This is a genomic window from Methylobacterium sp. ARG-1, assembly GCF_001262595.1.
GTDB classification, from domain to species: Bacteria; Pseudomonadota; Alphaproteobacteria; order Rhizobiales; family Beijerinckiaceae; genus Methylobacterium; species Methylobacterium brachiatum.
The window spans coordinates 58,681-72,763 of record NZ_LHCD01000011.1 but is presented as its reverse complement, the minus strand read 5'-3'; the positions used below and the strand labels follow the sequence as shown (position 1 = coordinate 72,763).

General features: G+C 70.2%; 13 protein-coding genes and 1 pseudogene. 4 read left to right on the top strand and 10 right to left on the bottom strand.

The features are described from left to right. Window positions 1-45: 45 nt before the first annotated feature. Window positions 46-477, bottom strand: coding sequence for an MliC family protein (locus AKJ13_RS12875; RefSeq protein ID WP_050733698.1), 432 nt, complete (start codon window positions 475-477; stop codon window positions 46-48). A gap of 172 nt (window positions 478-649) precedes the next feature. Here AKJ13_RS12875 and AKJ13_RS12870 point away from each other — a divergent pair, with 172 nt between their 5' ends. Further along, entirely contained in the window at window positions 650-982 is a 333-nt protein-coding gene (locus tag AKJ13_RS12870; RefSeq protein ID WP_050733697.1) for a hypothetical protein, read from the top strand. Between the two features lie 10 nt (window positions 983-992). Here the strand turns inward: AKJ13_RS12870 and AKJ13_RS12865 are convergent, their stop codons facing one another. Genes AKJ13_RS12865 through AKJ13_RS12855 form a run of 3 tightly spaced genes read right to left on the bottom strand, consistent with a single transcriptional unit; the run spans window position 993 to window position 2,734 of the window. Then, on the bottom strand, window positions 993-1,391 hold the full coding sequence (locus AKJ13_RS12865) for a lysozyme inhibitor LprI family protein (RefSeq protein ID WP_050733696.1): 399 nt from the start codon (window positions 1,389-1,391) through the stop codon (window positions 993-995). An 8-nt stretch (window positions 1,392-1,399) separates the two neighbouring features. Further along, window positions 1,400-2,491 (bottom strand): hypothetical protein, encoded by a 1,092-nt coding sequence (locus AKJ13_RS30375; protein WP_050733695.1) that lies wholly within the window; start codon window positions 2,489-2,491, stop codon window positions 1,400-1,402. Between the two features lie 57 nt (window positions 2,492-2,548). Then, on the bottom strand, window positions 2,549-2,734 hold the full coding sequence (locus AKJ13_RS12855) for a hypothetical protein (protein WP_050733694.1): 186 nt from the start codon (window positions 2,732-2,734) through the stop codon (window positions 2,549-2,551). 457 nt (window positions 2,735-3,191) lie between these two features. Between AKJ13_RS12855 and AKJ13_RS12850 the strand changes: the two genes are divergently transcribed. Continuing rightward, window positions 3,192-3,416 (top strand): hypothetical protein, encoded by a 225-nt coding sequence (locus tag AKJ13_RS12850; protein WP_050733693.1) that lies wholly within the window; start codon window positions 3,192-3,194, stop codon window positions 3,414-3,416. Window positions 3,417-3,581: 165 nt separating this feature from the next. On the opposite strand, the gene AKJ13_RS12845 is transcribed toward AKJ13_RS12850, so the two are convergent. Then, window positions 3,582-5,057 (bottom strand): protein adenylyltransferase SelO, encoded by a 1,476-nt coding sequence (locus tag AKJ13_RS12845; protein ID WP_050733750.1) that lies wholly within the window; start codon window positions 5,055-5,057, stop codon window positions 3,582-3,584. Window positions 5,058-5,477: 420 nt separating this feature from the next. Here AKJ13_RS12845 and AKJ13_RS12840 point away from each other — a divergent pair, with 420 nt between their 5' ends. Next, on the top strand, window positions 5,478-7,613 hold the full coding sequence (locus AKJ13_RS12840; protein WP_050733692.1) for an ATP-binding protein: 2,136 nt from the start codon (window positions 5,478-5,480) through the stop codon (window positions 7,611-7,613). 10 nt (window positions 7,614-7,623) lie between these two features. On the opposite strand, the gene AKJ13_RS12835 is transcribed toward AKJ13_RS12840, so the two are convergent. Beyond that, window positions 7,624-8,679 carry a zinc ribbon domain-containing protein gene (locus AKJ13_RS12835; RefSeq protein ID WP_050733691.1) on the bottom strand — a complete coding sequence of 352 codons (1,056 nt, stop codon included), beginning with the start codon at window positions 8,677-8,679 and terminating at the stop codon, window positions 7,624-7,626. Between the two features lie 355 nt (window positions 8,680-9,034). On the opposite strand from AKJ13_RS12835, the pseudogene AKJ13_RS12830 reads away from it, so the two are divergent. Continuing rightward, window positions 9,035-10,418 (top strand): annotated as a pseudogene (locus AKJ13_RS12830) (methyl-accepting chemotaxis protein). A gap of 176 nt (window positions 10,419-10,594) precedes the next feature. Here AKJ13_RS12830 and AKJ13_RS12825 read toward each other — a convergent pair. The 4 genes from AKJ13_RS12825 to AKJ13_RS12810 form a co-directional block, all read right to left on the bottom strand. Further along, entirely contained in the window at window positions 10,595-11,908 is a 1,314-nt protein-coding gene (locus AKJ13_RS12825; protein WP_050733690.1) for an MFS transporter, read from the bottom strand. Window positions 11,909-12,385: 477 nt separating this feature from the next. Beyond that, the gene (locus tag AKJ13_RS12820) at window positions 12,386-12,883 is read right to left on the bottom strand and encodes a MucR family transcriptional regulator (protein WP_050733689.1); all 498 of its coding nucleotides are present in this window, start codon (window positions 12,881-12,883) and stop codon (window positions 12,386-12,388) included. Between the two features lie 332 nt (window positions 12,884-13,215). After that, window positions 13,216-13,512: a hypothetical protein gene (locus AKJ13_RS12815; protein WP_050733688.1), complete on the bottom strand. Its 297-nt coding sequence runs from the start codon at window positions 13,510-13,512 to the stop codon at window positions 13,216-13,218. 60 nt (window positions 13,513-13,572) lie between these two features. Continuing rightward, window positions 13,573-13,944 (bottom strand): hypothetical protein, encoded by a 372-nt coding sequence (locus tag AKJ13_RS12810; protein WP_200905624.1) that lies wholly within the window; start codon window positions 13,942-13,944, stop codon window positions 13,573-13,575. Window positions 13,945-14,083: the final 139 nt, after the last annotated feature.

Genomic DNA, 14,083 nt, shown 5'->3' with positions numbered 1-14,083 from the left:
GTGCATCCGAACCAGATTGGTTCGCGCCGTGAGCGTGAGAGCAAGTCACGCAGCAAGCGAAGTGCTGGTACGCAAAGGCTTTCCGCCGGCCCGCTGTCGCGGGGCGGCGCCGAGCGGGCGCGCGAGCGGCGCGGTGCACACGATCGGAGGCTGGGACGCGTCGGTCCAGGTCACGGTCTGGCCCTTGCCGCGCAGTTCGTGGGTCGCGTCGGCGTAGCGGAAGCCTGAACCGCTGAGCTGGATCGGCAGCGTGACGCTCGGGCCGGTCGGCGGCTCGACCACGGCTTGCGCCCCGGTGGATACCGTCCGGAAGGTTGCAATCAGACGTTGATTGTCGGGGCAGGCGAAGACGACGCGGTGCGGCGCGGACCGGGCTGCGTCGGCCGCGCCGCCCGTCGCGGGCTCTTCGGCGGCACGCGCGCCGATCCAGGCCGATCCGGCGAAGAGAAGGCAAACGGCTTGGGCAAGTCTTCGCATGATCGGGGCATCTCCGGCCGGGGAACGCCCCGGACCGTGGCAAAATCCGGCGGACGAAGCGAGTTGCGCATACCGGTTATCAATCGCTCCCGGTCATACCGGAGGTCCGGGTCCGGTCGATGACGCGCGGCTTTGCGTCCCGCGCCGGGCCGTTTGGGTGGGGGAACCAGCGGTGAGCGAACCTGCCGGGGAAGGCGGCGCGAAGGCGCCCGAGAAGGCCCGCCACATCCTCCCGACCGCGAGCACGATGATCGGGATCAGCACCACGCTGATCGGCCTGGTGAAGCTCCTGGAGCACTATTCCGGCCCGAGCCAGGTCGACGTCTTCAGCGGCATCGTCGCGGTGCTGTTCCTGCTGAGCGCCATCCTGTCCTACCTGTCGACCCGGCTCGAGGCCCGGCCGCGCCTCAGCCGGCTCCTCGAGCAGGTGGCCGACAATTTCTTCCTGCTCGGCCTGGTGGGGATCACCGGCGTCGCGTTCCTGTTCGCCTACGAGGTGATCTGAGCCAGGAGTCTCAGGGCGTGCAGGCGAGGTCGCCGCCCGGGCACTTGATCTGCGCGGCCAGGTCGTCGCTGCGCCGGCGGGTCAGCTGCGTCCGGCAGGCGGCCTGGAGCAGGGGCATGATCGTCCCGTTGGCCTCCGGCGCGGTGGCGTCGTAGCCGGTGCGCAGGTCGCATTCGCGGTCACGGAAGGCGATCCAGGCCCGCTGGGCAGCGACGAGATTGTGCCGGCCGTTGCCGTCGAGCTTGTCGCGCAAGGCCGCGTAGCGCCGGTTCAGCTCGGCATCGGCCTCAGCGAAGCTCTGGGCCGCGCAGGCATTCGCCTCCATCTGGTTGGGCGCCTGCGTGCAATCCGCCGCGAAGCCGGCGGTCGGTACGAGGAGCAGGAGGCCGAGGCGGGCGATGCGCAGCATGGGGGCTCCTAATCCGCGCCGCCGGTCGGAAAGCTGCGCCGGCCGCGGAAGGCGTAGTATCCGCCATCGGCGTCGTACAGGACGTCGAAGCCGTTGAGCAGGCGCAGCCCGGTGTTGACGAAGGGGTGCGGCCGGGTTGTGTTCAGGACGATGCGCTCGGGCGCCAGCGGCGAGGCGGAATCGCCGCTGGCGATCGTGTAGCCGGCGGCGTCGCCGAAGCGGAAGCGCAGCCGCGCCCCGGGCCGGAGCGCGCCGGGCCCGTCGAGGCTGTCCGCTACCTGCTCCGGCGGGAGCGTCAGGAACATGCCGGTCACGCCGGTATCAATGAGGGCGCGACCGCAGGCGCCGGGCTCCCGGTCGTCCACCGCGATGCAGACCGGAACGCCGAGCCAGTCCCGGGCGACGCGCGGATGCGGGTCGAGCTTCAGGAAGCGGAAGCGCCCCCGCGTGTTGGCGCGGGTCAGCCCGACATGCACGCCCCGCCGCGTCACCACGTAGCCGCGATGGACCGCGCCGGGGCCCGGCGGCTCGGCATTGAGCAGCGGATTGGTGTCCGGCGTGCTCTGGGCCTGGCTGTCATCCTCGCGCCCGAAGCCGATGCCCATCATGGCCACGTGGTCCGGCGCCTCCTCGGCTGTGCAGTGGCGGGCCTTGTCGGTGCAGGCGATGCGCTCGACTGCGAGCACCGGGATCGGCCGCGTCGACAGGCTGGCGCCGTCGCCGCCCCACAGGGTCACCGGCACCGTCACCCAGCGGCCGATCATGATCCGGCCGGAACTCGAATAGGTCAGGCGTCCGGGGCGGCCCGGCAGGGCCTCGACATTCGGGATGCGGACGGCCGAGACGACGATGCCGGTGGAGCCGGTATCGACCAGCACCGGCCGGGGCTCGCCGCCGAAGGACAGGCTGAGGCGCGGCGAATGGGCGATCGGTTCACCGGGTTGCGGCGCGTTGAGAAAGGACAGGAAGAGGCCGCGCCGGTCCTGTCCGTAGCTCGGGCGCTCAGTCGCCTCCGCGGCCCGCCCGAACAGCAAGGCGTCGAGCGCCGCGGCCAGGGCGAGAAGGCGCGGTCTAACCTGTTTCGGGATGGCGTGGCGCATCGTCGGACCCGGGATCGATCGTGCCAGCGTAGCATCCCGCAGGCTTCGGGCCGAGCCTCAGCGCCGGGACCCGGGGCTCTCCTTCAATTCCCCCAGCAGAACCAGGATTCGGCCCAGCAGCGCCCGGGCGTGGAGCGCGGCACCGCGGCCGGTGCGATCGTCGGCCAGCCCCGCGCAGGCGTCGTAGGCCGCCCGCAAGGCGGCCAATTGGCGGGCGCGCAGCGCGGGATCGTCGGAGCCCATGGGCTACCTCCCGACAGGCGGGTGTCTGCGGTACGTCCCCGCGGACAAGCCTCCTCAACCACCCATAGTCGGGGAGTTGGAAAACCGTGTTTGAACGGTCCCTACGACCTTTAGCGCCGGAACACCTGGACATGCGTCGCAGGCTCCCCGACCGCGCGGTCAAGGATTCGGGTGCCGTCTCGGCCGGCACCAAACCGTCAAACAAGGGGTTTCCACGCCCCAGGACGGCACGTACCGCCCCGGGCCGGCAGGTAGACCATTCTAGGAAGGGAATCCAGAGCGCCGTCGTCGCCCAGTCGTTCCGGCCCGTCGCGCATCCGGGGACGTCCGCACCGGCAGCCAGGTAAATAAAATATCAGAATTTCTGTTAAAATTCGTTAACCTTGATCCCCGCAGCCGATGAACCATTGCGTCTGGTTCGGCATCTGCTCTCATGCATCATGTCGAGTCAGGTGTGATGGAGATGAAGACTTACTCGATCTTTCTTCGTGACCGGACCCAGGCGGGTGGGGATCATCCGCGTCTTCTCGCCTACGAGATCCCGGATCGGCGCGCGGCACAGGCGCTCGTCTCGGTGATCGCCGCCTCGTATCAGGATCACGGCTTCAACCCGGCGACGCGGGTGCACTGGTTCCGGCACAAGGACGGCGTGCACGAGATCTATGCCTGGCCGCAACGCTAGAGGTTCGGTCCCGCGTACAACGCCACGGGAACGGGCGAGGAGCCCGGCGCCCCATCCTGGGGAGCGAGCCGGTCCGGGACCGGCCCGGCAATCGACTCATCGCAGGCCCAAGGCCATCGATCGAAAGGCACACCCTGTGAGACTCGGGCCGTGCTTGCGAGCCGGTCACGTGCCGCAGAACGTCCGGTAGCCGACCCCGCCGCCCTCGGGCGGCTCAGAATAGCGCGCCATGGCGGGCTGGTCGTCGTAGGGCTTGGACAGCACCGCCAGAAGCTCTTCGAACAGCGCAACATCGTCGTGCTCCACCGCAGCGGCGATCATCGCCTCGACGCGATGGTTGCGCGGGATGAAGGCCGGGTTGACCCGGCGCATCGCCGCGGCGGTCGTGGCGGGGTCGCGGGCCTCCCGGGCGAGCCGCTCGCGCCAGCCCGAGGCCCAGGCGTCGTAGGCGGTCGGATCCACGAACAGGTCGCGCACGGCGGCATCGGCCTCCGGCTGTGCGGCAGCGGCGCAGAGGGTCCGGAAGGTCAGGGTGAAGTCCGCCTGGTTCTCGGCCATCCGCTTGAGCAGGTCGCCGGCCAGGGCCGGATCGCCGTCCCGGACATCGGACAGACCGAGCTTGGCATTAAGCCCGCTGTGATAGGCGGCCTCGAAGCGCGGTGCATAGCCGGTGAGCGCCGCCTCCGCCTCGGCGACCGCCTCGGTCTCGTCCGCAGCCAGGAGCGGCAGCAGGGTCTCGGCCAGGCGCGTCAGGTTCCACAGGGCGATACGTGGCTGCTCGCCGTAGGCGTAGCGCCCATTCCGGTCGATCGAACTGAACACCGTCCGCGGGTCGTAGGCGTCCAGGAAGGCGCAGGGCCCATAATCGATCGTCTCGCCGGCCACCGACATGTTGTCGGTGTTCATCACCCCATGGACGAAGCCGACGAGCAGCCAGCGCGCCACAAGCGCGGCCTGGCGGGCGACGACGCCCTCGAGCAGCGCCCGGTACGGCTTCTCGGCGCCGGCCGCCTCGGGATAGTGCCGGGCGATCACGTGGTCGGCGAGCGCCCGCAGACCCTCGACGTCGCCCCGGGCCGAGAAGAACTGGAAGGTCCCGACCCGGATGTGGCTCGCCGCCACGCGGGTCAGCACGGCCCCCGGCAGCAGCGTCTCGCGCGCCACCGCCTCGCCGGTTGCCACGGCGGCGAGCGCGCGCGTGGTCGGGATACCGAGCGCCGCCATCGCCTCGCTGACGAGGTATTCGCGCAGCACCGGCCCGAGCGCCGCGCGGCCGTCGCCCCGCCGGGAGAACGGTGTCGGGCCGGAGCCCTTTAGCTGGATGTCGCGACGCTGCCCCGTCCGGTCGAGCACCTCGCCGAGCAGGATCGCCCGGCCGTCCCCGAGCTGCGGCACGAACTGGCCGAACTGGTGCCCGGCATAGGCTGCCGCCAGCGGCGTCGCCCCCTCCGGCATCCGGTTGCCGGCGAGCGCCGCCACCCCCTCGGGTCCGGCGAGCCAGTCCGGGTCGAGGCCGAGATCCTCGGCCAGCGCCCGGTTGAGCCGGATCAGCCGCGGCGCCGCCACCGGGGTCGGCGCTCGGAGGGCGTAGAAACGCTCCGGCAGGCGGGCGTAACTGTTATCGAAGGGGATCAGACTCATCGCCGGCATCTATGAACGCGCCCGGCGGCCAGCAAGCGCGGCCTCCGTGTAGGGAAGACGGTTCAGGCCGTGCGTCGTTCCCCGCCGGCGCAGTCGTCGTGCCGAACATCCGGCCGGTTTTGCGACCGAAATGCCCGGATCCGCGTTCGTCCCAGGCATCCGTCGATCCCCGTCCCGTCCGGCGCCGTCGATCGGCACTGTGGCAGGCAGGGCTCAGGCCGGCTTCTCTGGACGAAAACATGCGGGCACGGCTGACCGGATGCTTGTAAGACTTATCCTCACGGGCGATGCCGCTGCCATGGCTATGCACGGACCCGTATCGATCCCGCCGAAGCCCGCATCGCGGGCGGCGGCTCGTGAGCCCCGTCCGGCCGGGCAGGGGGCCGCCGCGCGACCGCGCGGTCCGGGCAGGCGATAAGCATGCCGGCTGCAATCCTTCCCGGGGGTGGCGAGCTCGGCGCGATCGTCCGGGCCTACGATTGGTCGTCCACGCCCCTCGGCCCGATCACCGGCTGGTCCCAGAGCCTGCGGTCCGCGGTCAGCACCCTGCTGCTGTCGCCGGTGCCGATCGTGCTGCTCTGGGGGCCGGACGGCATCATGATCTACAACGATGCCTACTCGGCCTTTGCGGGCGGGCGGCACCCGCAACTGCTCGGCTCGAAGGTCCGCGAGGGCTGGCCCGAGGTCGCCGACTTCAACGACAACGTCATGCGGGTGGGGCTCGCCGGCGGCACGCTGTCTTACAAGGACCAGGAACTCACCCTGCACCGCTACGGCCGGCCCGAGCAGGTCTGGATGAACCTCGACTACTCGCCGGTGCTCGACGAGGCGGGGCAGCCGGCCGGGGTCATCGCCGTCGTGGTCGAGACCACCGAGCGCGTGCTGGCCGAGCAGCAGCTGAAGGCGAGCCAGGCGCTGGCCCAGCTCTATGCCGACCGCATCCAGCTCGCCCTGTCGGCCGGCGCGATCATCGGCACCTGGGTCTGGGATCTGCAGGCCGACACGTTCACCGTGGACGAGGCCTTCGCCCGCAGCTTCGGCCTGGATCCGGCCCTCGGGCGGGTCGGGCTCAGCCTGGAGCAGGTGATCGCCACGGTCCATCCGGAGGACCGCCAGGGGCTGATCGCGGCGATCAACGAGGTGATCGGCCGCGGCGGCGCCTACGCGCACCAGTACCGGGTGCGGCGCACCGACGGGAAATACTACTGGATCGAGGCCAATGGCCGGGTCGACCTCAAGCCCGACGGGACGCCGCTGAGCTTCCCGGGCGTGCTGATCAACGTCGAGGACCGCCGGGCCGTCGAAGCCGAGCGCGACCGCGCCATCATGATGCTGCGCACGCTCACCGACACGCTGGAGCAGCGCGTCGCCGAGCGGACCAGCGAGCTGATGCGGGCCGAGGACGCCCTGCGCCAGTCGCAGAAGATGGAAGCGGTCGGCCAGCTCACCGGCGGCGTCGCGCACGACTTCAACAACCTGCTGACCATCATCCGCTCGTCGGTGGACTTCCTGCGCCGGCCCGAGCTGCCGGAGGCGCGCAAGGCCCGCTACCTCGATGCGGTTTCCGACACGGTCGACCGGGCCGCCAAGCTCACCGGCCAGCTCCTCGCCTTCGCGCGCCGGCAGGCGCTCAAGCCCGAGGTGTTCCATGTCGGCCAGAAGGTCCGCGGCATCGCCGAGATGCTCGACACGGTGATCGGCGCCCGGATCCGGGTCATCGCCGAGGTGCCGGACGAGCCCTGCTACATCCGGGCCGATGTCAGCCAGTTCGAGACCGCCCTGGTGAACATGGCGGTCAACGCCCGGGACGCTATGGACGGGGAGGGGACGCTGACCCTGCGGCTGGCCGGCGGGCGCACCATGCCGGCGATCCGCGGCCATGCCGGGGCGGACAGCGCCTTCGCGGCGGTGTCGCTGACCGATACCGGCGCGGGGATCGCCGAGGCCGACCTCGGCCGCCTGTTCGAGCCGTTCTTCACCACCAAGGAGGTCGGCAAGGGCACCGGCCTCGGCCTCAGCCAAGTGTTCGGCTTCGCCAAGCAATCGGGCGGCAACGTCGACGTGACCAGCGCCCCGGGGCAGGGGGCGACCTTCACCCTGTATCTTCCGCAAGTCGAGGTCGATTGCGCGGCCGACGCGGCCGACGGCGCCGCGGTGCCGCTCTCGCCGCTCGGCGCGGGGCAGCGGGTGCTGGTGGTCGAAGACAATGTCGAGGTCGGCCAGTTCGCCACCCAGATCCTGCAGGATCTCGGCTACGAGACCGTCTGGGCGGCCAATGCCGAGGCGGCGCTCGAGCGGCTCGGCGCGGATGGCGGCGGGTTCGAGGTGGTGTTCTCGGACGTGGTCATGCCCGGCATGGGCGGCCTGGCGCTCGCTCAGGAGCTCGCGCGCCGCTTCCCGGACCTGCCGGTGCTGCTGACCTCCGGCTATAGCCACGTCCTGGCCCAGGAAGGCACCCACGGCTTCGAGCTGCTGCACAAGCCCTATTCCGCCGAGCAGCTCGGGCGCGTCCTGAGCCGGGTGGCCGGCCGGCCGATGCCGGCCTCCGTCGAGTGAGGGCTTCGCGCTACGCCGTCGGCAGCACCGCGCCGGGACTCGGGGTGCCGCAGGCGTGGCAGAACCGCTCGAAGGTGCTCTTGCGCTGCGTGCAGGCCGGGCAATCCTCGAACAGGCCGAGCCCGCAATGGGGGCAGAAATTGGTGTTCGGATCGCCCAGAGCGACCGGCCGCTCGCAGCCCGGGCAGACCTTCTTGGCGAGCCGGGCCAGGGCCTGATCGGTGGCGATCTCGGTGCGGCGCTCCTCGTTGGGCCGCGCCTCGACCTGCGCCTGGCGTTCCCGGTAGGCGTGCAAGGCGTTGATCGCCGCCCGCCCGCCGACCAGGGTCACGGCCACGCCGACGCCGTACTGCACGTAGCCGCCGTAGCTCGGCATGTACGGGACCAGCTCGACGAAGAACGCGAAGGCGGCGGCGAAGGCGAAGCCCCAGACGAACGGCCAGTTGCGCGTGGTGCGCCGCTTGAGCAGCAGCCAGCCGGCGAGCACCAGCAGCGGCAGGGTCAGGGCGAGCCGGTATCCGAACACCCGCAATTCCTGGCCGCGTTCGGCCGCGTCGAGCTTCTCCTGGGCCGCGGCGCGCAGGGCGTTCTCCGTGCGGACCTGCTCGCGGTCCCGCTCGGCCAGGTCGGCCTGCGCCCGGGCCAGCGTGGTCAGCCGGTCCTCGACCGCCCGCTCGGCATCCTTGAGCGCGTCGAGCTGCTTCGTGCGCGCGATCAGGCCGGGATCCTGGTCGACCCGCTGAGTCGCGTCCCGGGTCTTCAACCAGTTGGCGAAGGTCTCGCGGGCGCCCTCGGTCGCCCCCTGGGCCGCCTCGAGGGCGAGCCGATCCTGCGCGATCCGGCGCCGCGTGTCGTCCATCTCCCGGCGGACCTGCTTGAGCCTCTCGCTCGACGCCCGGGCCTGGTCGGAGTCGAGGAACTGCTCCAGCGTGTAGCGCTGCTCCACCTGAGGCAGGTCGCCGACGACCAGGGAGCCCAGCCCGATCAGGAACCACGCGAACAGCAGCGCGACGAGCCAGAGGGCCAGGTTGAACCAGCGTTCGGACAATCGGGACCCAGCACGCACGCCAGCGACTCCACGGTTTCGGTTCCACGTGCCGCCGGGCACGCGTCGGATCCTCGGCCCGCTCCGGTCTCTCGCGAGCTCCGGCATCTGAACCGATCACCTTGACCATGCAGATCGCCGCTCGGGTAGCAACCGGACTTGGCCTTTCGTCCCGAAGCGGGCGCAACGCCTGTGCCCCGAGCCCGTCGGAAAGAGGCGCTGTCTCGACCCGTGAACGCGTCGTCGGATCTTCAGGTCTTCGGCAGTCCACGCACGTCGCTCGGGATGGATCGCTTTCTAGTTGAAATAATACGGCTCAGTACATGGACATACGACCTGGCTTTTCGCCTGTACTCCGGGCCAGGACAAGGAACGGATCGAACGGGACCTCTCGAACCTGCATACGCAGTGGTCGGCCTATCTGGCGACTTACCTGACCCCGGAAGAGGAGGCCCTCGCGAAGGACCTGCAGGGGCGGATCGACCGGAACGGCGGCATCGCGGCCGAAATCCTCGAGCGTCTCGCCGCCGGCGGGCCTTCGGATTTCGAGACGCCGTATGCGGACCTGCTGACGAGTATGCAGGCCGCCACCGCGACGCTCGGCAAGCTGACCACGTTGCAGGTCCGTGAGGCGGAGGCGGAATTTCAGCGCTCCGAGACCACCGCGGGCTGGTCGCGCCTCGCCCTGCTGACCGCGCTCGGTCTCGCGGCGCTCAGCATTGCCTACGGTGGCTACCCGATCGTCGTGCAGGTCGCCCGACCGCTCGGCGGCCTGGTCAGCGTGCTCCAGCGCATGGCCGGCGATGAGATCGACGCGGACATCAAGGAAGCGGCCCGCGGCGACGAGATCGGCGCGGTGGGCAAGGCGGTCGAGGGCATCAAAGCCATGGTCGCCCGCAAGGCCTTGGAGGAAGCCGAGGTCAAGCGGCGCGCCGAAGCGGCCGCGGCGGCCGAGCGCAAGCGCACCATGGTCGAGCTGGCCGATGGGTTCGAGCGCGCGGTCGGCGGCATCGTCGGGATGGTGTCGTCCTCCGCCACCGAACTCCAGGCCACCGCCCAGCAGATGACCGCCACGGCAACCGAGACGGCTTCCCAGTCCACCACCGTGGCCGCAGCCGCCGAGGAGCTGGGCTCGTCGGTCCAGGAGATCAGCCGGCAGGTCTCCGGCTCGGCTCGACTGGCCCAGTCGGCGTTGGGCGAGGCCGACCAGACGGTGCAGCTGGTTCAGGCGTTGCAGGCCATGTCGGCCCGCATCGGCGACATGGTGGGCATGATCTCCACCATCGCCAGCCAGACCAACCTCCTGGCGCTCAACGCCACGATTGAGGCAGCCCGGGCCGGAGAGGCGGGCCGCGGCTTCGCGGTGGTGGCGAGCAAAGTGAAGGCGCTCGCGGGGCAGACCGCCAAGGCGACCGATGAGATCGGCCGCCAGATCAGCGCGGTGCAGGGTGTTACCGCTCAGGCCGTGACGGCGATCGGCGGAATCACCGGGCGGATCCGCGAGATCGACAGCATGGCGACCTCGATCGCCGGCGGTGGAGCAGCAGGGTGCGGCGACGCAGGAGATCGTCCGCAACGTGGCTCAGGCCTCGTCCGGTACCAATGCGGTGACCGGCAACATCGCCAGCGTGGCATAGGCGTCAGAGGAGACAGGGGCGGCGGCCGGTCAGGTCCTGTCGGCGGCCTCCGAGATGTCGCGCCAGTCCGAGCATCTCGGTACCGAGGTCGCCCGCTTCCTCGAAAGCGTCCGCGCCGCCTGACCCCGGCTCGATCATTGTCCCAAGGTCCGCTTCCCTTCCGAACGGTCGTGGAAGCGGACCGGCGCAGATCCAGCTGTCCCACATTCGGCAGCCGAAGGGGCGTCCGATGCCAGGACCGGGTGCGAACCCCGCCCTGCGCCGGCCGCCGCGGAACCAAGCCGGGTACCGGACGGGCCTCAGCGGGCCGGCGCGGCCCGCGGCGCGGGCGCTGCCGTGCGCCCCCGGCCCGGCACGAGCGACAGCCCGGCCGAGATCAGGGCGAACAGGATCAGCGGCACCAGGGCCAGGGTGAAGCTGCCGGTGCCGTCCTTGATCGCGCCGATCAGGTAGGGGCCGAGGAAGCCGCCGAGATTGCCCACGGCGTTGATCGCCGCGATGCTGGCGGCGGCCGCGGCCGGCGGCAGCTCCTCGGTGGCCAGGGCCCAGAACGGCCCCTTGAGCATATAGACGCCCACCGCCGCCACGGTCAGCGCGCCGACCAGCGGCAGGATGCCGGTCAGGACCGTGCCGCCGGCGAGCCCGGCGGCCAGGACCAGGAACGGGATCGCCAGATGCCAGCGCCGCTCGCCGACCTGGTCGCTGTGCCGGCCCCACAGGATCATCGCCACGGAGGCGACGCCGTAGGGGATGCTGTTCAAGAGGCCGGTCTCGAAGTTGGTCAGGCCGTAGCTCTTGACGATCTGCGGCGTCCAGAAGGTCAGGCCGTAGCTGCTGGCGGTCGAGCCGAAATAGATCGCCGCGAACAGGATCAGGCGCCGGTCGCGCAGCATCGTCCCGAGCGACGGCGAGCCCGCCCCGCCGGTACGCGCGGCGTTCCGGGCGGATTCCTCCCGCAGGCGCGCGTCCAGCCAGTCCCGCTCGGCCGGGGGCAGCCAGGCCGCGTGCCGCGGCCCGTCGGGCAAGAACCACAGCACGGCCCCGGCCATCAGGACGGCGGGCAGGCCCTCCAGGATGAACAGCCATTGCCAGCCGGCGAGCCCCAGGCCGTTCAGGCCGAGCAGCGCCCCGGAGATCGGCGAGCCCAGGAACGACGAGATCGGGATCGAGATCATGAAGATGCCGACGATCCGCGCCCGGTAGGCCGAGGGGAACCAGTAGGTCAGGTACAGGATCACGCCCGGGAAGAACCCGGCCTCGGCGACGCCGAGCAGGAAGCGCAGGCCGATGAACGACCACGGCCCCTGCACCAGCGCCATGGCCATGGAGATGACGCCCCAAGTCGCCATGATCCGGGCGATCCAGATCCGCGCCCCGAAGCGCTCCAGCATCAGGTTGCTGGGCACCTCCATCAGGAAATAGCCGAGGAAGAAGATCCCGGCGCCCCAGCCGAACACGGTCGCGGTCAGCCCGACATCGTGGTTCATCTGGATGGCGGCGAAGCCGACATTCACCCGGTCCAGGAAGGATACGAAATAGGCGAGGATCAGGAACGGCACGAGCCGCCACCCGATGCGCCGCATTGCCGACCGTTCGATCTCAGACTCGGCCATGATGATCCTCCTCGGCGGCGGCCGTCTCCGGGCCGCTCACGGGTGCAGGCGCGGGCTCCGGGAACGCCGGTTCGGCGCTCCGGCGACGGAGATGTCGACGTCGAAGGGGCAGGCTGCTGCGGAGCATTCGTCGGACGGCGCGACCCGGTCGCACGCGCCCGGATCAATCCGGGACGGCATCAGAGCGTCGCCGCGGCGCATCGCGTGCGGATCATCTCGGGCTTCCTCGCAGCCTGTCGGTTCGAACGCCGATCTTGGCCAGCCGATCTAACGCGAAAGCCCGATGATCGGAAGTCGCCGGGGAATGAAGACTTCCGATTTGTCGCTGGTTTGGGAACTTGAGCGCGATCGCGCGTGCCGTGAAGGCTGCGATCGATCGCGCCCGGGGCCGGGGCCTAAGAGCACCTCATAAAACTCCCGGTTCCCGGGAGCCCTCCCTTCGCACGCGACGGTGCGGCGGGAGTTTTGTGAGAGGCTCTAAGCGGGCTTCCGGGCGCGCTTGGCCGGTGCCTCGACGGAGGCCGCGGGCTCGGCGGCCGCTGTCTGGGCCGGCTTCCGGCGCTTGTGGCCGAGGCCGGCGGTCCGGGCGAATTCCGCCCGCATGGCCGAGTAATTGGCCGCCGTGGTCGGATAATCGTGCGGCAGGCCGAAGCGCTCCCGGTACGCCTCGATGGTCAGGCCGTGTCCCGTGAGGTGCCGCTTCAAGGTCTTGTACGGCTTGCCGTCGATGAAGCTGATCAGCGCGTCGGGCGTGATCGACTTCCGGACCTGGCCGGGGGTGAGTTTCTTGGCTTCCGGCTCGGCCGGAGCTCCTGCCTGGCCCAGCGCGGCCAGGGCCTCGTGAACACGCGACAGCAGGGTCGGCAGTTCGAGCATCGGGACGGAGTTGTTGGACACGTAAGCCGACACGATGTCGGCGGTCAGCGCGATGACGTCGACGTGATCGTCTTGCGGAAACCCGGCTTCATCTTCCATGGGTGGCTCTCGATGGGGGACTGCGCGATGAACACCGCTCTGTCTGCCGCCAGTCAAGCACCTGCCTGGGCAAAAACAAGTGATCGCCTCTGTTATCGACCGATATATCTGTTGAATACCAACATAAATTGGTGACGCCGTCGCGGCAGATCGGGTGCGGCGGCGCAGGGTGCCGACGGCGGCCGGCAACGGGGCGGCGCCGTTCAGGAAGTCTTAACGCTGACGTGGTCTTTGAAGGCGTCGCTGCGGCTTCGAGGGGTACGAAGCCGAACGGCAGGCGGGCCGAGTCTGCCCTTCACGCTCGGCCCGCGCCCTTTCAGAGGCGGCACCGCTCAGGCGCTGGCCGCCCGTCCGATCGGCGTCGCGATCGCCCCGCGCCCGACGGACGGCACGGCCGCCTGCAGCGCCGGGCCGGACCCATATTCCGCCCGATAGGTGCGTTCCAGGGTCATCAGCGTGCGCATCGGCGCCTCGGCCAGATCGAGGAGCCGGGCATCGCGCCATCGCAGCTTGCTCAGATGTTTGCGGCTGAACCACCGCGGCTTCTCTTCCTCGACGAGCAGGACCAGCTTGCCCGTCCACGTTCTCCGAAACCAGAACCGCCCCGTGAGCTTGCCCGCGCCGAACATGGCAGCACCTCGCATGAGAGTCCGGAACGATAACGCCCCGGAAGCTCGGCGGTTTCCGGCTCAGCCACCGGCGCGCGCCGGCAGCCGACGGGCTGTCCAGGCCGCTAGGACGAGCCCGACGAGGCCGCCCGCGACGGCGGAAGCCGCCTTCACCAGGAAGTCGTCGACGCGGCCGTGACGCGTGCCGGTCAAGGTCTGTCCGGCTTCCAGCCCGCCGGCCAGGAGCACGGCCGCGATCAGGATCCAGGGCCAGCGGCGCGGATAACCGAAGGTCAGGAGCAGGAAGGTGAGCGCGTAGGCGGCTGCCCGCTCGATGCCGGGATCCGCCGTCACCACCGGGCGCAATCCGATCGGCACCAGCGTGATGGCGACGATTGCCGCCACCAGGATCCAGGCCGCGATCCGCACCAGGGTCAGCACCCGCTTGCCCATCCCGCGCCCCGCACCACCGCCCCGACCGCCTCCGCATACAGGGGACGGGGCCGGGAGGCTGTTGCAGTTCGGCGGCCAGGACCGGGAAAGCCGTCCTCACGCCCCTTGGTTGAACGATTTAGCGCGACATCAACCACTT